This window comes from Pseudomonas sp. YA1, assembly GCF_058680555.1.
The window spans coordinates 377,063-397,608 of record NZ_JBZWBG010000001.1; the positions used below are offsets into that span (position 1 = coordinate 377,063).

Consider the following 20,546-nt stretch of genomic DNA (forward strand, 5'->3'; position numbering starts at 1 on the left):
ACCTTGCTCCTTTATCGAATCGTCCAGGGTTCATTCTACACGCCCTGGTCTCCGGAAAAGGTTGATTCCCCTCATGAGCCAAGCGCCCCTCGTCCTGGTGGACGGTTCCTCGTACCTGTACCGCGCCTTCCATGCCCTGCCGCCGCTGACCACTTCGACCGGCAAGCCCACCGGTGCGGTGAAGGGCGTGCTGAACATGCTCCTGAGCCTGCGCAAGCAGTACCCGGACAGCCCGTTCGCGGTGGTCTTCGACGCCAAGGGCCCGACCTTCCGCGACGAGCTGTTCGCCGAGTACAAGGCCAACCGGCCGTCGATGCCCGACGACCTGCGGGTCCAGGTCGAGCCGCTGCATGCCAGCGTCCGCGCCCTCGGCCTGCCGCTGCTGTGCGTGGAGGGGGTCGAGGCCGACGACGTGATCGGCACCCTGGCGCGCAGCAGCGCCGCGGCCGGCCGCCCGGTAGTGATTTCCACCGGCGACAAGGACATGGCGCAACTGGTCGACGGGCACATTACGCTGGTCAACACCATGACCGGTAGCCGCCTCGACGTGGATGGCGTGAAAGAGAAATTCGGCGTCGGTCCTGAGCTGATCATCGATTTCCTCGCCCTGATGGGCGACAAGGTCGACAACATCCCCGGCGTTCCCGGCGTCGGCGAGAAAACCGCGCTGGGCCTGCTGACCGGCGTCGGTGGCGGCCTGGAGGTGCTCTACGCCAGCCTGGACAAGGTGCCCGAGCTACCGATCCGCGGCGCCAAGGGTTTGCCGGCGAAGCTCGAGGAAAATCGCGAGCAGGCGTTCCTGTCCTATCAGTTGGCGACCATCAAGACCGACGTCGAACTGGACGTGGAGATCGACAAGCTGTATCCCGGCGAGCCGCAGCGCGAAGCGCTGATCGCCCTGTACCGCGAGCTGGAGTTCAAGAACTGGCTGGACGACCTCCTGCGCGAGGCCAAGGAGGCCGGCGAGAGCGGCGAGGCGGAAACGCCTATCCAGGCCGAGGTCGACTACGACGTGGTGCTCGACCAGGCCGGGTTCGACGCCTGGCTGAAGAAGCTGGAGGAGGCCGAGCTGATCGCCTTCGATACCGAGACCACCAGCATCGACGCCCAGCAGGCGCAGGTGGTGGGGGTGTCCTTCGCCGTGAAGGAGGGCGAGGCCGCCTACGTGCCGCTGGCCCACAGCTACATGGGCGTTCCCGAGCAACTGGACCGTGACGCGGTGCTGCGTGCGTTGAAACCGCTGCTGGAGGATCCGAAGAAGCTCAAGGTCGGCCAGCATGCCAAGTACGACATCAATGTCCTGGCCAATGCCAGCACCCCCATCGCGCTGCGGGGCGTAGCCTACGACACCATGCTCGAGTCCTATGTGCTGGACTCCACCGCCACTCGCCACGACATGGACAGCCTGGCCCTGAAGTACCTCGGCCACAGCACCATCCGTTTCGAGGACATCGCCGGCAAGGGCGCCAAGCAACTGACCTTCGACCAGATCGCCATCGAACAGGCCGGGCCCTATGCGGCGGAGGACGCCGACGTGACCCTGCGCCTGCACCAGGCCCTGTGGCAGAAGCTGGAGGCGATCCCGTCCCTGGCCAGGGTCCTGACCGATATCGAGATGCCGCTGGTACCGGTGCTGGCGCGAATCGAGCGCAACGGCGCGCTGGTCGACGCCAACCTGCTGGGCATCCAGAGCCGCGAACTGGGCGAGAAGATGGTCGCCCTGGAGCGCCAGGCATACGACCTGGCGGGGCAGGAATTCAACCTCGGCTCGCCCAAGCAGCTCGGCGCGATCCTCTACGACAAGCTCGGCCTGCCGGTGCTGAGCAAGACCGCGACCGGCCAGCCGTCCACCGCCGAGGCGGTGCTCGCCGAACTGGCCGAGCAGGACTTCGAGCTGCCCAAGGTGATCATGCAGTACCGCTCCATGAGCAAGCTCAAGAGCACCTACACCGACCGCCTGCCCGAGCAGATCAACCCGCGCACCGGGCGCATCCATACCTCATATCACCAGGCGGTGGCGGCTACCGGGCGGCTGTCGTCGAGCGACCCGAACCTGCAGAACATCCCGATCCGCACCGCGGAGGGCCGGCGCATCCGCCAGGCGTTCGTCGCGCCGCAGGGCTACAAGCTATTGGCCGCGGACTACTCGCAGATCGAGCTGCGGATCATGGCCCACCTGGCCAAGGACGACGGCCTGCTGGATGCCTTCCGCCACGACCTGGACGTACACCGCGCCACCGCGGCGGAAGTCTTCGGCGTGCCGCTGGAAGACGTCAGCGGCGACCAGCGACGCAGCGCCAAGGCGATCAACTTCGGATTGATCTACGGCATGAGCGCCTTCGGCCTGGCCAAGCAGATCGGCGTCGAGCGCAAGGAGGCCCAGGCCTACATCGACCGTTACTTCACCCGCTACCCCGGCGTCCTGGCGTACATGGAACGGACCCGCGCCCAGGCCGCGGAGCAGGGCTTCGTCGAAACCCTGTTCGGCCGTCGTCTGTACCTGCCGGAGATCCATTCGAAGAACGGCGCCATGCGCAAGGCCGCCGAGCGCACCGCGATCAACGCGCCGATGCAGGGCACCGCGGCGGACATCATGAAGCGCGCCATGGTCGCTGTGGATAACTGGCTACTGGAAAGCGGCCTCGATGCCCGGGTGATCCTCCAGGTGCACGACGAACTGGTGCTGGAAGTGCGCGAGGACCTGGTCGAGCAGGTGCGCGAGGGAATCCGCCCGTTGATGAGCGGTGCGGCGACCCTGGACGTACCGCTGGTGGTCGAGGCGGGTGTCGGTTCGAACTGGGACGAAGCCCACTGATGAACGGTTGCGAGGCCCGTGTGGCGGGCCTTGCGAGCAGGTCCGGAGTGCCCGGTGAGGGTGCCGTGGAAAAGTTTTTCGCGGTGCGCTGAACTTTCCCGTTTTGCCGACAGTCAGAACACACGAATGGCTTCTTGAGCCCTTCGATGCTCCTTTGCAGTGTTTAGTGTTGGCAGATTCCTGGACCCCGCCCTAGCGGTCCGGACTTGAACCCCGAACTTCCCCCTCCCCATACGAAGCTCGGGGTTTTTTTTGCCTGGAATTCAGGCTTCCTCGAACGCCTCTTGTTCCTCGTCCAGCAGGCCCAGCCATTGCGCCAGGACCATTTGCGCCTCGTCGACGCCCTGGCGCTTGGGCGCGGAGAACAGTTGCAGGGTGGCGACGTCGCCCCAGCCTTGCTGGACTTCCCGGCGTACCTTGAGCAGGGCGTTCTTGGCCGCGCCGAAGGCCAGCTTGTCGGCCTTGGTCATCAGCACATGGATCGGCAGCTGGCTGGCCTGTGCCCAATCCAGCATCAGTCGGTCGAAGTCGGTCAGCGGGTGGCGGATGTCCATCATCAGGAACACCCCGGCCAGGCTTGCGCGGCTGCTCAGGTAGGCTTCCAGGTGGCGCTGCCAGTGCTGCTTCAGGGGGATCGGCACCTTCGCGTAGCCGTAGCCGGGCAGGTCCACCAGGCGCCGCGAGTCGTCCAGGGCGAAGAAATTGAGCAGTTGGGTACGTCCCGGGGTTTTCGAGGTGCGCGCCAGGTTGGCGTGGGTGAGGGTGTTCAGCGCGCTCGACTTGCCGGCATTGGAGCGCCCGGCGAAAGCGACTTCCAGGCCCTCGTCGGGGGGGCACTGGTCGACCTGGGCGGCACTGATGAGAAAGCTGGCCTTCTGGCACAGGCCGACGATGGGGTTCTTCTCTGACATGGGTTATCCACAGGGGTGCGACTCGGTGTCGCGGGGGGCTGTTTCGTTTCCGTTTCGGTATCGGAAGTATATAATGCCGCGGATTTTGTGTGCGCTTTATCCCCCAGGGTCGAGCGCGCGCGGGAACGGACAGAGCATTTTCCGCGCGGTAGAACGCGGGCGTTCCCCCTGATGAGGACGATCATGAAGAAACTGCTGCTCGCAGCGACAGTCGTTGCGGTGGCCGTTACGGCGCAGGCGGCGCAGGACCCGGAAGCAGTGTTCAACCGGACCTGTGGCGCGTGTCACGACGGCCAGCTGCCGATGGCGCCGAAAAAGGGCGACCATGCCGCCTGGGAGCCGCGGCTGGCCAAGGGCATGCCGACCCTGGTCCAGCATGTGACCAACGGATTCAACGCCATGCCGCCCCGCGGCCTGTGCACCGACTGCAGTGCCGAAGACTACCAGGCAACCATCCAGTGGATGGTGAAGAAGTAGCCGAAGCCCACTATCTTTCACCCTTAGCCGTAATTGGATTAGCTGATGAACAAACTTCTCGTGAGTCTGCTGTTGACCCTGGGTCTGACCGGCCTTGCCCATGCCGCTGGCGATGCCGCCGCGGGCCAGGCGAAAGCCGCGGTATGCGGCGCCTGTCACGGTGCGGATGGCAACAGCCCGGCGCCGAACTTCCCGAAACTGGCCGGCCAGGGCGAGCGTTACCTGCTCAAGCAGATGCATGACATCAAGGACGGCAAGCGTACCGTGCTGGAAATGACCGGCCTGCTGACCAACCTCAGCGACCAGGACCTGGCCGACATCGCCGCCTACTTCGCCAGCCAGAAGATGAGCGTCGGCATGGCCGATCCGAACCTGGTGGCCCAGGGCGAAGCGCTGTTCCGCGGCGGCAAGATCGCCGAAGGCATGCCGGCCTGCACCGGTTGCCATTCCCCGAGCGGCGTCGGCATCGCAACCGCCGGTTTCCCGCACCTGGGCGGCCAGCACGCGACCTACGTGGCCAAGCAGCTGACCGACTTCCGCGAAGGCACCCGCACCAACGACGGCGACACCAAGATCATGCAGTCCATCGCCGCCAAGCTGTCGAACAAGGACATCGCCGCGATTTCCAGCTACATCCAGGGTCTGCACTGATCGCTGCGTAGCACGGCAAAAAAGATGTATGAAAAAGGGTGGCCTCGGCTGCCCTTTTTTGCGTCCGCCATCGCTACAATGCTGGAACCCGTGACCGCTCCCCCCGGTCGAACTGACCGGGCCGAACCCGGCCGGAGAGCGGCACTGACCTCGCCTAGGAGTGAACGATGCGTAACCTGATTCTCACCGCCATGCTGGCCATGGCCAGCCTGTTCGGCATGGCCGCCCAGGCCGACGACTATACCGCCGGCAAGGAATACGTCGAGCTGAGCAGCCCGGTGCCGGTGTCCCAGCCGGGCAAGATCGAAGTGGTGGAACTGTTCTGGTATGGCTGCCCGCATTGCTACGCGTTCGAGCCGACCATCGTGCCGTGGAGCGAGAAGCTGCCGGCAGATGTCCATTTCGTGCGCCTGCCTGCCCTGTTCGGCGGTATCTGGAACGTCCATGGGCAGATGTTCCTGACCCTGGAAAGCATGGGTGTCGAGCATGACGTACACAACGCCGTGTTCGAGGCGATCCACAAGGAGCACAAGAAGCTCGCCACTCCGGAAGAAATGGCCGATTTCCTCGCCGGCAAGGGCGTGGACAAGGAAAAATTCCTGAGCACCTATAATTCCTTTGCCATCAAGGGCCAGATGGAAAAGGCCAAGAAGCTGGCGATGGCCTACCAGGTCACCGGCGTACCGACCATGGTGGTCAATGGCAAATATCGCTTCGACATCGGCTCCGCCGGTGGTCCGGAGGAAACCCTCAAGCTGGCCGACTACCTGATCGAGAAAGAGCGCGCAGCGGCCAAGAAGTAGGCAAGGTGATTCGGCATGTTGCGCCGCTGGCAGCGTGAACCTCGGGTCGCAGGCAGCTGCGACCCGCGAGTGAACCCCTCCTGTGACGATTCGCGGGAGCTGCCCGACGACGGCCGCCTGCGCCTTCTCAGCTTCAACATCCAGGTCGGTATCAGCACCGAGCGCTACCGCCACTACCTGACCCGCGGTTGGCAGCACCTGCTGCCCCACGCGGGGCGGGCGACCAACCTGAAGCGGATCGGCGAACTGCTCGCCGACTACGATCTCGTCGCCCTCCAGGAAGCCGACGGCGGCAGCCTGCGTTCCGGCTACGTCAACCAGGTCGAGCACCTGGCCCAGTTGGGGGCGTTCCCCTACTGGTACCAGCAGCTCAACCGCAACCTCGGGCGTATCGCCCAGCACAGCAACGGCCTGCTCAGCCGCTGGCGGCCGACCCTGCTGGAAGATCATCCGTTGCCCGGTCCGCCGGGGCGCGGCGCGATCTTCGTGCGTTTTGGCGAAGGCGCCGACGCGCTGGTGGTAGTGATGATGCATCTCGCTCTCGGCGCTCGCACCCGCACCCGCCAGCTCGCCTATATCCGCGAGCTGATCGGCGACTACCGCCACCAGGTGCTGATGGGCGACATGAACACCCATGCCGTCGATCTTCTGGAAAACTCGCCCCTGCGCGACCTCGGCCTGATGGCGCCGCAGGTCGAGGCGACGTTTCCCAGCTGGCGGCCGCAGCGCAATCTCGACCACATCCTGCTCAGTTCCGATCTCGCTCTCGAGCGGGTCGACGTGCTCGACCAGCCGATCTCCGACCATCTGCCGGTATCGGTGGAGATTCGCCTGCCGGACAACCTGCGCGACAAGGCCTTGGTCGTGCGCGGGGATGCCGGGAGTCCGCCATGAGTCGCGACGACGTCCAGCGCTGGAAAGACAAGTACCTGGAGAACATCGAGCAGCAGGAGCGCCTGCAACGGCGCTGGGATGCCCGCATCGACCTGCTGCGTCGCGGCCTGGTGCGTAGCAGTCTGGCGGCCGAAGGCAGCGACAAGGCGGTCGACCAGTGCATGAAGGAGCTACGCGAGATCCTCCGTCGCGACGACATGGACGCCGGCCTGTCGGGCCTGATTCCGCGCCTGGAAAAGGCCGTGCTCGACTCCGAACAACGCCGCCAGCAACGCACCCAGCAGAACATCGATGCCCTCGGCGAACTGGCCCAGCAGTTGCTGGCCCTGAACCTGCCGCGGGAACTGCGCAAGCCGCTGAAGCAGTTCGCCCGCGATATCGAGGAGCGCGCCCGGCAGTCGCGCGAGATTCCGATCCTGCTCAGCGAGCTGAGCAGGCTGCAACGCCAGGCGCTGGCCGAGCGCAAGGGCGGCGACGCCGAAGACGGTCGCCCGAGCCTGTTGCAACGCCTGTTCGGCGGCAAGGAGTCGGAAACCGCTGCGGAGCCGAGCGCATCGGTGCCGTCCGTTGTGGCGGCAAGCAATACACCGATCCAACCGGCGGCGGCCACGCCGTCCCTGCCGGTCGCCGAGCACGACGAGGCGCCAGGCGGCCCGCCGCAGCCGTTGCCCGCCAGCAGGGTCGCCGCCATCGAAAGCGCGCCAGCGGGTTGGGTCGGGGTCGCCGAGCGTGGCGAGCCGAACCAGATCCTGCTGGATGAGCCTCGGGAAATCTGGCTCGACAGCCTGCCGCTACCGGCCGGCCTGAGCTTTAGCGAGACGCTGGAAGACGCGGGTGCGGAGTCGCCGCCCGCAGTGCCGGCGGACGTTGAAAGCGCGCCCGAAGCTCCGGCCACCCCTGTGGATAACCTCGACGGGCAGGCGGTAGACGAGGCCTACGAACTGCCGCCGCCGATACCGGAGCCCGGCTACAGCGCGGTGGCGCCGCACATCGAGGCCAGCCTGCTGCGGCTGCTCGACGGCCTGTCCCTGCCGAGCAGCCACCAGCCCCAGGCCGAGGCGCTGCGGGAGCGGATCGATGGCAGCCTGAACTGGTATGAGCTGGTGCCGGTACTCGACGACCTGGCGGTGCTGGTGCTGTCCCTGGCGGACAGTGGCCAGCGCGACTTCGAGGAATACCTGCGGCAACTCAACGAGCGCCTGGAAAGCTTCCTCGGCCACCTGGGCGACGCCCACGCCGGCTATACCGACGTGCTGGACAACGCGCGCGGCTTCGACCAATCGCTGCGTGAGCAGGTCAGTGGCCTGCAGGCCAGCGTGCAGCAGGCGACCGACCTGAACAGCCTCAAGCTGGCGGTGGACAGCCGGCTGAACGGCCTGCTCGCCTCCATGGACGAACACCAGCGCGAACAGGCCGAGCACGAACAGGAGGTGTCCGGCCGCCTGCAGGCGCTGATGGAACGGGTCAACAGCATGGAACAGGATGCCAAGGCGTTCCACAGCCACCTGGAGGACCAGCGACAGAAAGCCCTGACCGATCCGCTGACCGGGCTGCCCAACCGCGCGGCGCTCAGCGAGCGCCTGGAACAGGAGGTGGCGCGCCGGCACCGGGACGGCGGCGATCTGCTGCTGGCGGTGCTGGACATCGACCACTTCAAGCGGATCAACGACGACTTCGGCCACCTGGCCGGGGACAAGGTGCTGAAGATCATTGCCGGCGAATTGCGCAAACGGTTGCGGCAGGCCGATTTCATCGCCCGTTTCGGCGGCGAGGAGTTCGTCGTCCTGCTCCCGGCCACGTCCCTGGAAGCCGGCCGGCAACTGCTCGAACGGCTGCGCGCGGCGATCGCCGCCTGTCCGTTCCATTTCAAGGGCGAGCCCCTGAGCATCACCTGTTCCGCCGGCATCACCGCGTTCGAAGGCAACGAGGCCGGCGAAGTGGTTTTCGAGCGCGCCGACCAGGCGCTGTATCGAGCCAAGCGCGCCGGCCGGGACCGCCTGGAAGTGGCCTGAAGGGCGACCAGCGCACATTCCGACGACTCGGGACGGGCTCGCCTGCAGGTGTTGCCGCGGCTCGCTAGAATGGTCCCGCCCGGTAGAATGACCGGCTGTCCCGCTCTGGAAATTCCCATGGATATGTTCGGCGTCGCCGTCCTGATCTTTCTGGTCACCGATCCCTTCGGCAACATCGCCGTGTTCCTCGCCGCGCTGAAAGGCGTCGCCCCCGGGCGCCGCCTGCGCGTGGCGTTTCGCGAGCTGGCCTTCGCCCTGGGCCTGCTGCTGCTATTCCTCACCCTCGGCGAGCACATCCTCAGCGGCCTCGGCCTGTCCCGCGAGGCGACCGGGATCGCGGGTGGCATCATCCTGTTCGTGATCGCCATGCGCCTGATCTTCCCGTCGCCCCAAGGGCTGCTCGGCGAAGTGCCCGACGGCGAGCCGCTGCTGGTACCCCTGGCCACCCCGGCGGTGGCCGGGCCCTCGGCGCTGGCGATGCTGATCACCCTGCGCACCACCTTCGACGGTCCGCTGTGGGAGCTTTACCTGGCGGTGGTGCTGGCCTGGGCCGCTACTGCGCTGATCCTGCTGCAGGCGGCGTTCCTCCAGCGTTTCCTCGGCCCGCGCGGGCTGACCGCCATCGAGCGCCTGGCCGGCATGCTGCTGATCATGCTCAGCGTCGATATGCTGTTGGACAACCTGCGCAGCGTGTTGCACATCGCCGCCTGACCGCGCTGCCCATTTTTTCGGAGTCATCATGCGTTCGTTCGTTCTACTGGCTTTCACCCTGTCGCTGCTGGCCGGCTGCTCCAGCGGCCCGCGCCTGAACACCGACTACACCTCGGCGAACCAGGACAGCCGCGTCCAGTTCATCGTCCTCCACTACACCTCCACCGATCTGCCGCATTCGCTGGGCATCCTCACCCACGGCGGCGTCAGCGCGCACTACCTGATCGGCGACGACGAGCCGGCCACCGTCTACCGCCTGGTGGATGAGAACCGCCGCGCCTGGCACGCCGGGGTCAGTGAATGGCAGGGCCGGACCTGGCTGAACGCCACCTCGATCGGCATCGAGATCGTCAACCAGGGCTATCGCGATACACCCCAGGGGCGGGTCTGGTATCCGTTCAGCGAAGCGCAGATCCAGGCGCTGATCCCCCTGCTGAAGGACATCGCCAAGCGCCACGGCATCACCCCGGACCGGATCATCGGACACAGCGATATCGCGCCGGGCCGCAAGGTCGATCCGGGTCCGCTGTTCCCCTGGAAGCGCCTCGCCGACGCCGGCCTGGTGCCCTGGCCGAAGCCCGGCGAATTGGCGCGCCGGCTCGCCGAACTGAACGGCCAGCTGCCGGATGTGCGCTGGTTCCAGCAGCAGTTGGCGCGGCACGGTTACCTGGTGCCGCAGACCGGCGAGCTGGAGAAGGACACCCGCGACGTCATCGGCGCTTTCCAGATGAAATACCGTCCGGCCCGCTTCGATGGCGAGCCGGACCTGGAAACCGCCGCGCTGCTGCTGGCGGTGCCGACTTCCTGAGGCCTGTGGAAAAGCCTGCCGGGAGCGGCCCCGGTCACACCGGCAGCAGCATGTAGAAGCGCGCGCCTTGGCCCGGTTGCGAGCGCACCGCGATGCGCCCGCCATGCAGCTGGATGATTTCCTTGCACAGCGCCAGGCCGAGGCCGGCGCCGCCCTTCTTGCGTCCGACCTGGACGAAAGGCTCGAAGATCCGTCCTTGCTGGCTGAAGGGAATGCCTTCGCCATTGTCTTCCACCGCGATCAGCACCCGGTCGCCCTGGCGCCGGGCCTGCAGGTGGATCTGCCCGCCTTCGCTGCTATGGCGCAGGGCGTTTTCCAGCAGGTTGTCGATCACCCGCTCGATCTGCAGGCGATCGAGCTGCAGGCGCGGCAGTTCATCGCCCAGCTCCAGTTGCAGCGAGACCCGGCGGGCCTCGCCCTTGGGAGTGAAACGCTGCTGCGCCTGGGTGAGCAGGTCGACGAGGTCGCAGGACGCCAGTTCGAGCTTCTGCATGCCGGTCTGGTAGCGCGAGAAGTTCAACAGGTCGTTGATCAGCAGGACCAGCCGCGACATCTCTTCGTCCACCGTCTGGATCAGGTCCGCTTCCCGCGACTCCGCGGGGAAGTCCAGGCGTTCGCGGAGCAGGCTGAAGGCCATCTGCATGCCGGTCACCGGCGTGCGCAGTTCGTGGGAGGCGCGCAGGACGAATTCGCTGCGGACCCGTTCGAAGGCGCGCTGCTCGGTCACGTCGCGGACCACCAGCACCGCGCCGACGCTATGCCCGCCGGGATGGGTGACCGGATACAGCGACCAGGCCAGCAGGCGCGACTCGCCGGCGACGTCCACCACCAGGTCGGGCATCGCCTCGTCCTGGACTTCGCCGAGCAGGGCCTTTTCCACCGCTTCCTGGACATCGACATCGCTGAGTATTTCGTCGATCCGCTTGCCATGGGGGTCGTTGGAGACGAATAGCTGGCGGATCGCGACCGGGTTGGCGTGTTCGATGCGCCCCTGGTTGTCGAAGATCACCAGGCCGTCGTCGATGCTGTCGAGTACCGCCTGCAGGCGCCGCTCGCCGGAAAGCACCTCTTCGACGCTGGTCTTGCGGTACTGCCGCAGGGCCTCGGCCATCAGGCCGAAACGCCGGGTCAACTGGCCGACCTCGGCAACGTTGGTCATCGGCAGGGTCACGTCGAAATCGCCTTCGCCGATCCTGTCCGCCGCCCGCGCCAGGGTTTCGATCGGTGCGCCGAAGCGCCGGGCGATGCTGTGGGCGGTGACGAAACCGATCAGCAGGATGGCGACGCCCACCAGGCCAAGCAGGCCGGCGACCAGGTAGGCACGATGGCGGGCGCTGGTCTCGGCGTCGCTGATGCCGGCCAGCGCCAGTTGCTGCAGGTCCTGCAGGTGTAGGCGCAGGGTATTGAAGGCTTCGCTGAAGCCGTCGTTGTCGGCCATGGGCGCCTTGAGCAGCGCCGGGGTGTGCGCCTGCAGTTGCAGGTAGGCGTCGCGAACGCCATCCAGGGCGGCCTGCTCGGCGCCGTCGACGGTATTCGCCCGACCCTGTTCCAGGACCCGTCGGAAATCGTTCTGCGAGCGCTCCAGGGCCTGCCCGTCGGGTTTTTCGCGGAGCAGTATGACCAACTGGTCGCCGAGCAGCTGGCGCAACTGCTGGCTCACCTCGATGGTCGCGTGGTGGTGCGACATCCGTTGCTCCTGAGCGCGGCCGAGCTGCATCACGCTGAACAACCCGAGCAACAGGCCGAACAGCGAGACGGTGATCAGCGCGGAAATGCTGAGGAACAACCGGGTCCGGAGCTTCATCGGCAGCGGCATGCTCATAGGCCGTACTGCTTGCGCTTCCGGTACAGGGTCGAGGCATCGATACCGAGGGTCTTGGCGGCCTGGTCGAGGGTCGCGCTGGAGGCCATCACCGCCGTGATATGGGCTTTCTCCAGGTCTTCCAGGCTCAGCGATTCGCCGATCCGCGGCGCGCTGCTGGCGGATTGCGTAGCGCTGAAACCGAGGTGGTCGACATCCACCCGTTCCTGGTTGCAGATGATGCTGGCGCGCTCGATCACGTTGCGTAGCTCGCGTACGTTGCCCGGCCAGGGGTATTGCCGCATGGCCTCGCGGGCGGCTTCGCTGAAGCCGCGGGCGGGGCGGCCGTAGTCCTTGACGAAGCGGGCGAGGAAACGCTCGGCCAGGCCGAGGATATCCTCGGCGCGTTCGCGCAGGGGAGGCAGGTTGAGGACGATCACGTTGAGGCGGTAGAGCAGGTCCTCGCGGAACTGGCCCTGGGCGACCATCGCGCCCAGGTCGCGGTTGGTCGCGGCAAGGATGCGCACATCGGCGCGGCGGGTCACCGGATCGCCGACGCGTTCGTATTCCTTGTCCTGGATGAAGCGCAGCAGCTTGGGTTGCAAGGTCAGCGGGAAGTCGCCGATCTCGTCGAGGAACAGGGTGCCGCCGTCAGCCTGGCTGACCCTGCCCAGGGTGCTTTCGGTGGCACCGGTGAAGGCGCCGCGACTGTGCCCGAACAGTTCGCTTTCCATCAGTTCGGCGGTCAGCGACGGGCAGTTGATGGTGACCTGGGGCTTCTTCGCGCGTTTGCTCCAGGTGTGGATGGCGCGTGCCAGTTCGCCCTTGCCGGAGCCGGATTCGCCGAGGATGAGGATGTTGGCGTCGGTCGCCGCCACCTGGCGCGCGGTCTCCAGTACCGCGGCCATGGCCGGGCTGTGCGATTCCAGGCCGTCGCCCTGGCGGCGCACTTCGTCCTCCAGGGCCTCCAGGCGCGCGGTCAGTTGGCGCACCTCCAGTTGCTTGGCGGCGGCCAGGCGCAGTTGGTCCGGGCTGCAGGGCTTGACCAGGTAATCCACCGCGCCGGCCTGCATGGCGTCGACCGCGGTATCCACCGCCGAATGCGCGGTGACGATCACCACGCGCATCCATGGCGCCTGGACGCGCATCTGGGCGAGAACGTCGAGCCCGTTGTCTTCGCCCAGGCGCAGATCGAGGAAGCACAGGTCGAATACCTGGCGCTGCAACAGGGCCTCCGCCTGCGGCGCGCTGCTGGCGGTGGCCACGCTGTAGCCTTCGTCTTCGAGGCAATAACGGAAAGTGCGCAGGATCGCCGACTCGTCATCGACCAGCAGGATGCGCCCCTGTTTTTCGGAAGTGGTTTCCATCGTTGCTTTTTATCCTCTAGGGAATTCACTGCCATTCGGCTTCTGGGTTAGTCCCCGGAAAGCCCATGCAAGTTGCAGAGCGCCCCGCCGCCCATCCGGGCGGCCAGGGCGGCGTGCAACCTGCCGATGTTGCTGTTCTTGGGTTTTCGGGAAGCCGTGGCGGCTCCACGGATGGCTCCGGGTAGCAGGTGCCGGGTCGCTTCCCTGTTGCATGTGACAGCGTACCGCGCCGATCGTGCAAAACGCCCGGAATAATTTGTCGCGTCGTGCAGGATGAACTGCGCAGACTATCTGGGTTGTTTTATAACCTGTTGAATTAAAAGTATTTTTGTTTTTCAGAAAGGCTGGCATGGGGCGTGCAATGAGGTAGTCACGGTCTCCCTGAAGAAAAAATGGACATAGGCCGGTTCGCTACCCCGATGGGCCTGGCCCCGAGGCGGTACCGACAGTTCCGAAGGCACACAGGAGAAAACATCATGCTTAGTTGGGCTATCACCTTTCTGATCATCGCCATCATCGCTGCCGTCCTCGGGTTTGGTGGCATCGCAGGTGCCGCCACCGGAATCGCGAAGATCCTCTTCGTGCTGTTCCTGGTGCTCTTCGTGGTCTCGTTCTTCTTCGGACGCCGTCGCGGCTAGCCGGATGCCAAGGAGAAAGCGATGCGACTCATGCGTAACCTGATGAACGCACTGCTGCTCGGTGCCGCCGCCAGTTCGCTGGCGGTGGCGGCCGACAGGGACGGTGAATACCGCTTGAACGAATTGCAGAGCACCGATGCCGGATACCGCGAGGCCTGGCAGAACCTGGTGGAAGACGAGAGCCGCTTGCCCGACTGGGTGATGAATCTCTCGGGAACCGCTACACCGATGCATGCCGTCGACGACCAGGGCGACAAGTATCTGGTTGGCGGTCTCTGCGAGAAGTCCGATTGCAAGGGCCAGCGCCTGCTGGTCGCCTTCGATTGGGACAAGAGCCATGCCTACGGGCTCTACGTGCAGGTGCCCGAAGGGCTGCCGCAGGACAAGTCGCCGAGCAAGCACGCCAGCTTCCGCTGGCTGGGCAAGCCGGAGCCGGCGGTACAGAAGATCCTCGACGAACAACTCAAGGCCGATCCGAACTGGTACTGAGGCGGAACGGGCTTGCGTGACACCGCCCCGCCCGCAGCGGGGCATGGCCAGGGGACCGGGATGCGCTGGGTGAGGTCGATCCGGCGGGTTCCAGGGGTACAGGGAGTACCTCCTTCGGGGTCGGGCCAGGCGAAAACGCGCCGGAGGGGAGCCACCGATGTCTCGCTGCCTTCCGGCGCGCTTCTATATATAGAAGGGGGTACGACGCTCCGCCGTCCGGCGGAGCGTCGGCTTCCGCACCGATACTCCGCGAACTTCCCTGATATCGATCAATGCCTGTGGATGGCGGAGTCGTTTTACAATCGACCACCCGCGCGTTCCGAGGCGCCCTCCCAGAAGGGCTTTACCGCGCGGTTATCCACAGAACGCCGCTTATCCACAGCCGGCGATGGCGTGCCGGACGGCGTTGCGTGTCCTGTGACCATCCATCGCAGCGATGATGAGCGACTTTCAACTTCCCAGGATGGGCACGAGGCTCCCAGGCCTTGCACGGAGTGCCTTCCGCTCCCTGTTCTTGTACGAAAATCAAGGGCAATTTCCTGTGGGACGGACGTTTCATTAGTGATTTCTCATGCCGATTCGGCATGGGGCAGTCACTTACGGCATTAGACGGGGTAGGGGAGCGCATGAATCATTGCGCCCTTTCGCCTGTCGGGAGCGACTCTCCCGTTGGAGCGACTCCCGACTTCCACAAGAATTAAGGGTGACGAAACATGGGTAAAGCCAAGCTAAGCCTCGCCTGGCAGATCGTGATCGGTCTGGCACTCGGTATCGCCGTCGGCGCAGTGCTCAACCATTTCAGCGCCGAAAAGGCCTGGTGGATCGCCAACGTGCTGCAACCGGCCGGCGACATCTTCATCCGTCTGATCAAGATGATCGTGGTGCCGATCGTGATTTCCTCGCTGGTGGTCGGCATCGCCGGCGTCGGCGACGCGAAGAAGCTTGGCCGCATCGGCCTGAAGACCATCATCTACTTCGAGATCGTCACCACCGTCGCCATCGTCGTCGGCCTGCTGCTGGCCAACCTGTTCCAGCCCGGCACCGGCATCGACATGAGCACCCTGGGTACCGTGGACATTTCCCAGTACCAGAAGACCACCCAGGAAGTGCAGCATGACCATGCGTTCATCGCGACCATCCTCAACCTGATTCCCTCCAACGTCTTCGCCGCCATCGCCCGTGGCGAGATGCTGCCGATCATCTTCTTCTCGGTGATGTTCGGCCTCGGCCTGTCGAGCCTGCCCAACGACCTGCGCGAGCCGCTGGTGAAGGTGTTCCAGGGCGTTTCCGAGACCATGTTCAAGGTCACCCACATGATCATGAAGTACGCCCCTATCGGTGTCTTCGCCCTGATCGCGGTGACCGTCGCCAACTTCGGCTTCGCCTCGCTGCTGCCGCTGGCCAAGCTGGTGATCCTGGTCTACGTGGCCATCGTCTTCTTCGCCCTGGTGGTGCTGGGCCTGATCGCGCGGATGTTCGGCTTCTCGATCATGCGCCTGATCCGCATCTTCAAGGACGACCTGGTCCTCGCCTATTCCACCGCCAGCTCGGAAACCGTGCTGCCGCGCATCATCGAGAAAATGGAAGCCTACGGCGCGCCGAAGGCGATCAGCAGCTTCGTGGTGCCCACCGGCTACTCCTTCAACCTCGATGGCTCGACCCTGTACCAGAGCATCGCGGCGATCTTCATCGCGCAGCTCTACGGCATCGACCTGTCCATCGGCCAGCAGATCATGCTGGTGCTGACCCTGATGGTGACCTCCAAGGGTATCGCCGGCGTGCCGGGCGTGTCCTTCGTGGTGCTGCTCGCCACCCTGGGCAGCGTCGGCATCCCGCTCGAGGGCCTGGCCTTCATCGCCGGCGTGGATCGCATCATGGACATGGCGCGCACCGCCCTCAACGTGATCGGCAATGCCCTCGCGGTGCTGGTCATCTCCAAGTGGGAAGGCATGTACGACGCGGCCAAGGGCCAGCGCTACTGGGATTCGCTGCCGCACCTGCGGCAGGCGGTCGGCGAAGCCAAGGGTAAGCAGGCCACCCTCGAATAAGGCGGCTTCCCGCCCAGGAGGCCCCGGCATCGTCCGGGGCCTCGGCGTTTCTGGCGCCGGCACCGCCTGCGCCGCTATCATCCGCGCAACGCGGGGGATTCTGAATGCTGAACGGCTTGTGGTTGGGTTTTTTCCTGGTGGCGGCGGCGAGCGCGCTGGCGCGCTGGTTGATCGGCGGCGATGCGACGGTGTTCGCGGCGATGGTGGAGAGCCTGTTCGCCATGGCCAAGCTGGCGGTCGAGGTGATGGTCCTGCTGTTCGGCACCCTGACGCTCTGGCTCGGCTTCCTGCGCATCGCCGAGAAGGCCGGTCTGGTGGAGCGCCTGGCGGTGCTGCTCGGTCCGCTGTTCCGTCGGCTGATGCCGGAAGTGCCGCCGGGGCATCCGGCGATCGGCCTGATCACCCTGAACTTCGCCGCCAATGGCCTGGGTTTGGACAACGCCGCCACGCCGATCGGCCTGAAGGCGATGAAGGCGTTGCAGGAGCTCAATCCCAGCAGCACCACCGCGAGCAATGCGCAGATCCTCTTCCTGGTGCTCAACGCCTCGTCCCTGACCTTGCTGCCGGTGACCATCTTCATGTACCGCGCGCAGCAGGGCGCGGCCGATCCGACCCTGGTATTCCTGCCGATCCTCCTGGCCACCAGCGCCTCGACCCTGGCCGGCCTGCTGTCGGTGGCGCTGATGCAGCGCCTGCGCCTGTGGGACCCGGTGGTGCTGGCCTACCTGATCCCCGGCGCGTTGCTGCTGGCCGGCTTCATGGCGGTGCTCGGCACGCTCTCGGCCACCGCGCTGGCGCAGCTGTCCTCGCTGCTGGGCAACCTGACGCTGTTCAGCCTGATCGTGCTGTTCCTGATCGTCGGCGCGCTGAAGAAGGTGCCGGTCTACGAGAGCTTCGTGGAGGGGGCGAAGGAAGGTTTCGACGTCGCCAGGAACCTGTTGCCCTACCTGGTCGCGATGCTTTGCGCGGTTGGCGTGCTGCGCGCCTCCGGGGCGCTGGAAGTGGTACTCGGCGGGATACGCTGGGCGGTCGAGGGGCTGGGCTGGGACAGCCGCTTCGTCGAGGCGCTGCCCACCGCGTTGGTCAAGCCGTTCTCCGGCAGTGCGGCGCGGGCGATGCTGCTGGAGACCATGCAGACCCACGGCGTCGACAGTTTCCCGGCGCTGGTCGCCGCCACCGTGCAGGGCAGTACCGAGACCACCTTCTACGTGCTCGCCGTCTATTTCGGCTCGGTCGGCCTGCAGCGCGCGCGCCACGCGGTGGGCTGCGCGCTGACCGCGGACCTGGCCGGGGTCATCGCCTCCATCGGCGTGTGCTACTGGTTCTTCGCCTGAAGTCGCCAGGCTTCGACGTCACTGGGTGACGTCGAAGCGCAGGGTACCGATCATCTGTCCGGCCTCGGTGAGTACCTTCACCTGCCAGTGGCCGACCGGGTCGCCGGGGAAGTTCTGCTTGTGGGTCCAGGCCCGGTAGCCCTCCTTGCGGCCGCCGTGGATATCCAGGGCGATGCGGTCGAACTCCTTCCCGTTAAACATCCACACGTGATAGATGCGCTCGTCGAGGCCGCGCGGCGCGTTGATCGCGGTATAGGCGAACAGGCCCTGGCTGCGCAACTGGCTGGCGCCGACCTGCTCCAGGCTATCGCCGGGCGTGCGGCTCTGGTCGTCGAACTGGCTGCTCACCGCCACTTCGGTCAGCCACAGGGTGGCCGGCGGCACCCAGGTACGGCCGAACCAGCCGGTCAGGCCTACCGCCAGGGTCAGGCCGAGAAGCAGGAAGCCGCGCCACCAGTGCTGTAGCGGGAAGGTCACGAGCAGGCTGGGGAAGGACAGCACGACGGCGATGCCCAGCGACAACCGGTAGCTTTCCGGGGTGGTCAGGTGCAGCAGGATCGGCAGCGAGGTCAGCAACACCGCGAACAGGGTCAGGGTGTGGTAGGCGAGGAACACCCAGCGACGCCTGGACAGCCAGCGATAGTAGAGCGGATCGGTGATGGAGATCAGCGCCGCGGCGGCCAGCGTCCCTGTGAACAGCGCCTGGCCGCTGTTCCAGGTGGTGGTGATGAGAAAGAACGGCAGGACGAAGAACAGGCTTTCCTGGTGGATCAGTTGGGTCGCGTAGCGCAGCAGCGGCGCCGGGATCTCCCAGCCGAAGCGGCGGGCGAAGGTCTCCCGCAGGAGGTTCTCGAGGATCAACCAGACCCAGCTGACCAGCATGATGATTGCCAGTACCTGGGCGAAGCCCTTCTGCCGGTCGACCATGATGAAACTGAACACGCCCGAACAGAAGCCGAACAGGGCGATGGTGCGTGGATAGCGGGCCATCAGGCCGCCGACCAGGGCGATCAGTTGCTCCAGGCGGGCCTTGAGGATGGGGCGTTGTTGGTTGGGCATGGGGAACAGCGGGTTCTCGATCGGATCTGCTCGGCCAGCCGGCCGGGGCGCGCAGCATAACCCCGGCCGGGTTTCCTGGGTATGAACGAAGGACAGCTACCGCGCGGCGAATGTTTCCTTCGCCCGACAGAGGCTCCGCTCTCCTTTCGCGGAGGGCCACCAGGGAAAAAGGCGTCGCTTTCCCGACCGATGGTCGCGAAGCTTTCGGCAGCCTTTCAAACCCCTTCAATTCGCACCTTTCGGGCAATTTTAGATTGTTCGACAGGAGTTTTTACACATATGGTTACAACTCGGTCGATGGATGACGTACCCGCCTGCGTGGCCATCGACGCCGCCATGGACCGCTTCCCCGTGTCTGCCTGAGTGTGTGTCCCATGGCCTCTAATAAATCCAAAGGCGTCGCCATTTTCCGTGTGGTCAGTGGCAACTTCCTCGAGATGTACGACTTCATGGTGTATGGCTTCTACGCCACCGCCATCGCCAAGACCTTCTTCCCCGGCGACAACCCGTTCGCCTCCCTGATGCTGTCCCTCGCCACCTTTGGCGCCGGCTTCCTGATGCGGCCGTTGGGTGCGGTGTTCCTGGGCGCCTACATCGATCGCCACGGCCGCCGCCAGGGCCTGATCATCACCCTCGGCCTGATGGCCATGGGCACCCTGCTGATCGCCTTCGTTCCCGGCTATGCCACGCTGGGCGTGGCGGCGCCGTTGCTGGTGCTGTTCGGCCGGCTCCTGCAGGGTTTTTCCGCCGGCGTCGAGCTGGGAGGGGTTTCGGTCTACCTGTCGGAGATCGCCACGCCAGGACGCAAAGGCTTCTTCGTCAGTTGGCAGTCGGCCAGCCAGCAGGTCGCGGTGGTCTTCGCCGGCCTGCTCGGCGTGCTCCTCAACCAGTGGCTGAGCCCGCAGGACATGGGCGAATGGGGCTGGCGCGTACCGTTCTTCATCGGCTGCCTGATCGTTCCGGCGCTGTTCGTCATCCGTCGCTCGCTGGAGGAAACGCCGGAGTTCGAGGCGCGCCCCCACCGCCCGTCGCTGTCGCAGGTGCTGCGCTCCATCGGGCAGAACTTCGGCGTAGTGCTGGCCGGTACCGCGATGGTGGTGATGACCACCGTATCGTTCTACCTGATCACCGCCTACACGCCGACCTTCGGCAAGAATGAGTTGCAACTGTCGGACCTCGACAGCCTGCTGGTGACCATGTGCATCGGCCTGTCCAACTTCATCTGGCTGCCGGTGATGGGCGCGTTCTCCGACCGCATCGGGCGCAAGCCATTGTTGCTGGGTGCCTCCGCGCTGGCACTGCTGACCGCCTACCCGGCGCTGTCCTGGCTGGTCCGCGAGCCGAGTTTCGCCGGCCTGCTCGGCGTCGAGTTGTGGCTGTCGTTCCTTTACAGCAGCTACAACGGCGCGATGGTGGTGGCGTTGACCGAGGTGATGCCGGCGGACGTGCGCACTACCGGTTTCTCCCTCGCCTACAGCCTGGCTACGGCGACCTTCGGTGGTTTCACCCCGGCGGTCTGCACCTGGCTGATCCACACCCTGGACAACCGCGCGGCCCCGGGCATCTGGCTCAGTGGCGCGGCGCTGCTGGGGCTGCTCGCCACCCTGGTGCTGTTCCGCCGGCGCGGCAAGGAGATCGCCGAGGCCGAGCTGGCCAACGCCTGAGGCGTTTCGCCGCATGCCGTGCGTCGGCTCCCGCCGGGGCTGCGGCGGCGGCGTTGATGTCGAT

Annotated in this window: 17 protein-coding genes; 13 read left to right on the forward strand and 4 right to left on the reverse strand. The window is 65.6% G+C overall.

Annotated features, from left to right (window positions below; all coding sequences use genetic code 11):
- The first annotated feature begins 73 nt into the window (after window positions 1-73).
- Complete coding sequence (gene polA / locus AC4OR5_RS01750; RefSeq protein ID WP_058159824.1) at window positions 74-2,815, forward strand: DNA polymerase I; 2,742 nt, start codon at window positions 74-76, stop codon at window positions 2,813-2,815.
- A gap of 263 nt (window positions 2,816-3,078) precedes the next feature.
- Here the strand turns inward: polA and yihA are convergent, their stop codons facing one another.
- Complete coding sequence (yihA, locus tag AC4OR5_RS01755) at window positions 3,079-3,726, reverse strand: ribosome biogenesis GTP-binding protein YihA/YsxC (protein ID WP_003096980.1); 648 nt, start codon at window positions 3,724-3,726, stop codon at window positions 3,079-3,081.
- A 183-nt stretch (window positions 3,727-3,909) separates the two neighbouring features.
- On the opposite strand from yihA, the gene AC4OR5_RS01760 reads away from it, so the two are divergent.
- The 7 genes from AC4OR5_RS01760 (at window position 3,910) to ampDh2 (ending at window position 10,082) form a co-directional block, all read left to right on the forward strand.
- Window positions 3,910-4,203 carry a c-type cytochrome gene (locus AC4OR5_RS01760; protein ID WP_003096979.1) on the forward strand — a complete coding sequence of 98 codons (294 nt, stop codon included), beginning with the start codon at window positions 3,910-3,912 and terminating at the stop codon, window positions 4,201-4,203.
- Window positions 4,204-4,248: 45 nt separating this feature from the next.
- Window positions 4,249-4,854, forward strand: coding sequence for a c-type cytochrome (locus tag AC4OR5_RS01765; protein ID WP_003102831.1), 606 nt, complete (start codon window positions 4,249-4,251; stop codon window positions 4,852-4,854).
- A gap of 167 nt (window positions 4,855-5,021) precedes the next feature.
- Window positions 5,022-5,657: a thiol:disulfide interchange protein DsbA gene (gene dsbA / locus AC4OR5_RS01770; protein WP_003096976.1), complete on the forward strand. Its 636-nt coding sequence runs from the start codon at window positions 5,022-5,024 to the stop codon at window positions 5,655-5,657.
- Window positions 5,658-5,672: 15 nt separating this feature from the next.
- Window positions 5,673-6,551: an endonuclease/exonuclease/phosphatase family protein gene (locus AC4OR5_RS01775; protein WP_003096975.1), complete on the forward strand. Its 879-nt coding sequence runs from the start codon at window positions 5,673-5,675 to the stop codon at window positions 6,549-6,551.
- The gene (gene dgcP / locus AC4OR5_RS01780) at window positions 6,548-8,563 is read left to right on the forward strand and encodes a diguanylate cyclase DgcP (protein WP_058159822.1); all 2,016 of its coding nucleotides are present in this window, start codon (window positions 6,548-6,550) and stop codon (window positions 8,561-8,563) included. Before AC4OR5_RS01775 ends, dgcP begins: the two co-directional genes overlap by 4 nt.
- 117 nt (window positions 8,564-8,680) lie before the next feature.
- Window positions 8,681-9,274, forward strand: a complete 594-nt coding sequence (locus tag AC4OR5_RS01785; RefSeq protein ID WP_003102836.1) for a MarC family protein — start codon at window positions 8,681-8,683, stop codon at window positions 9,272-9,274.
- A 28-nt stretch (window positions 9,275-9,302) separates the two neighbouring features.
- Window positions 9,303-10,082, forward strand: a complete 780-nt coding sequence (gene ampDh2 / locus AC4OR5_RS01790) for an N-acetylmuramoyl-L-alanine amidase AmpDh2 (RefSeq protein ID WP_003096970.1) — start codon at window positions 9,303-9,305, stop codon at window positions 10,080-10,082.
- A gap of 34 nt (window positions 10,083-10,116) precedes the next feature.
- Here the strand turns inward: ampDh2 and AC4OR5_RS01795 are convergent, their stop codons facing one another.
- Together AC4OR5_RS01795 and algB are read right to left on the reverse strand one after the other, a co-directional pair.
- Window positions 10,117-11,904 carry a KinB sensor domain-containing domain gene (locus AC4OR5_RS01795; RefSeq protein WP_079980140.1) on the reverse strand — a complete coding sequence of 596 codons (1,788 nt, stop codon included), beginning with the start codon at window positions 11,902-11,904 and terminating at the stop codon, window positions 10,117-10,119.
- Window positions 11,901-13,250 (reverse strand): sigma-54-dependent response regulator transcription factor AlgB, encoded by a 1,350-nt coding sequence (gene algB / locus AC4OR5_RS01800; RefSeq protein ID WP_003136427.1) that lies wholly within the window; start codon window positions 13,248-13,250, stop codon window positions 11,901-11,903. Before algB ends, AC4OR5_RS01795 begins: the two co-directional genes overlap by 4 nt.
- Window positions 13,251-13,726: 476 nt before the next feature.
- Here algB and AC4OR5_RS01805 point away from each other — a divergent pair, with 476 nt between their 5' ends.
- The 4 genes from AC4OR5_RS01805 (at window position 13,727) to AC4OR5_RS01820 (ending at window position 17,759) form a co-directional block, all read left to right on the forward strand.
- Window positions 13,727-13,888, forward strand: coding sequence for a DUF1328 domain-containing protein (locus tag AC4OR5_RS01805; protein ID WP_003096961.1), 162 nt, complete (start codon window positions 13,727-13,729; stop codon window positions 13,886-13,888).
- A gap of 21 nt (window positions 13,889-13,909) precedes the next feature.
- Window positions 13,910-14,377 carry an inhibitor of vertebrate lysozyme family protein gene (locus tag AC4OR5_RS01810; protein WP_003096958.1) on the forward strand — a complete coding sequence of 156 codons (468 nt, stop codon included), beginning with the start codon at window positions 13,910-13,912 and terminating at the stop codon, window positions 14,375-14,377.
- 713 nt (window positions 14,378-15,090) lie between these two features.
- A complete protein-coding gene (gltP, locus tag AC4OR5_RS01815; protein WP_003096956.1) occupies window positions 15,091-16,425 on the forward strand; it encodes a glutamate/aspartate:proton symporter GltP in 1,335 nt (444 codons plus the stop codon).
- Between the two features lie 104 nt (window positions 16,426-16,529).
- Window positions 16,530-17,759, forward strand: coding sequence for a nucleoside recognition domain-containing protein (locus AC4OR5_RS01820; protein WP_003096953.1), 1,230 nt, complete (start codon window positions 16,530-16,532; stop codon window positions 17,757-17,759).
- 18 nt (window positions 17,760-17,777) lie between these two features.
- On the opposite strand, the gene AC4OR5_RS01825 is transcribed toward AC4OR5_RS01820, so the two are convergent.
- The gene (locus AC4OR5_RS01825) at window positions 17,778-18,818 is read right to left on the reverse strand and encodes a DUF5924 family protein (protein ID WP_031686827.1); all 1,041 of its coding nucleotides are present in this window, start codon (window positions 18,816-18,818) and stop codon (window positions 17,778-17,780) included.
- A gap of 374 nt (window positions 18,819-19,192) precedes the next feature.
- Between AC4OR5_RS01825 and AC4OR5_RS01830 the strand changes: the two genes are divergently transcribed.
- On the forward strand, window positions 19,193-20,482 hold the full coding sequence (locus tag AC4OR5_RS01830) for an MFS transporter (protein WP_031686826.1): 1,290 nt from the start codon (window positions 19,193-19,195) through the stop codon (window positions 20,480-20,482).
- Window positions 20,483-20,546 lie beyond the last annotated feature (64 nt).

Coding starts and splice junctions, on each gene's coding strand:
- polA (WP_058159824.1), top strand. CDS start 74: ATGAGCCAAGCGCCCCTCGTCCTGGTGGACGGTTCCTCGTACCTGTAC.
- yihA (WP_003096980.1), bottom strand. CDS start 3,726: ATGTCAGAGAAGAACCCCATCGTCGGCCTGTGCCAGAAGGCCAGCTTT.
- AC4OR5_RS01760 (WP_003096979.1), top strand. CDS start 3,910: ATGAAGAAACTGCTGCTCGCAGCGACAGTCGTTGCGGTGGCCGTTACG.
- AC4OR5_RS01765 (WP_003102831.1), top strand. CDS start 4,249: ATGAACAAACTTCTCGTGAGTCTGCTGTTGACCCTGGGTCTGACCGGC.
- dsbA (WP_003096976.1), top strand. CDS start 5,022: ATGCGTAACCTGATTCTCACCGCCATGCTGGCCATGGCCAGCCTGTTC.
- AC4OR5_RS01775 (WP_003096975.1), top strand. CDS start 5,673: ATGTTGCGCCGCTGGCAGCGTGAACCTCGGGTCGCAGGCAGCTGCGAC.
- dgcP (WP_058159822.1), top strand. CDS start 6,548: ATGAGTCGCGACGACGTCCAGCGCTGGAAAGACAAGTACCTGGAGAAC.
- AC4OR5_RS01785 (WP_003102836.1), top strand. CDS start 8,681: ATGGATATGTTCGGCGTCGCCGTCCTGATCTTTCTGGTCACCGATCCC.
- ampDh2 (WP_003096970.1), top strand. CDS start 9,303: ATGCGTTCGTTCGTTCTACTGGCTTTCACCCTGTCGCTGCTGGCCGGC.
- AC4OR5_RS01795 (WP_079980140.1), bottom strand. CDS start 11,904: ATGAGCATGCCGCTGCCGATGAAGCTCCGGACCCGGTTGTTCCTCAGC.
- algB (WP_003136427.1), bottom strand. CDS start 13,250: ATGGAAACCACTTCCGAAAAACAGGGGCGCATCCTGCTGGTCGATGAC.
- AC4OR5_RS01805 (WP_003096961.1), top strand. CDS start 13,727: ATGCTTAGTTGGGCTATCACCTTTCTGATCATCGCCATCATCGCTGCC.
- AC4OR5_RS01810 (WP_003096958.1), top strand. CDS start 13,910: ATGCGACTCATGCGTAACCTGATGAACGCACTGCTGCTCGGTGCCGCC.
- gltP (WP_003096956.1), top strand. CDS start 15,091: ATGGGTAAAGCCAAGCTAAGCCTCGCCTGGCAGATCGTGATCGGTCTG.
- AC4OR5_RS01820 (WP_003096953.1), top strand. CDS start 16,530: ATGCTGAACGGCTTGTGGTTGGGTTTTTTCCTGGTGGCGGCGGCGAGC.
- AC4OR5_RS01825 (WP_031686827.1), bottom strand. CDS start 18,818: ATGCCCAACCAACAACGCCCCATCCTCAAGGCCCGCCTGGAGCAACTG.
- AC4OR5_RS01830 (WP_031686826.1), top strand. CDS start 19,193: ATGGCCTCTAATAAATCCAAAGGCGTCGCCATTTTCCGTGTGGTCAGT.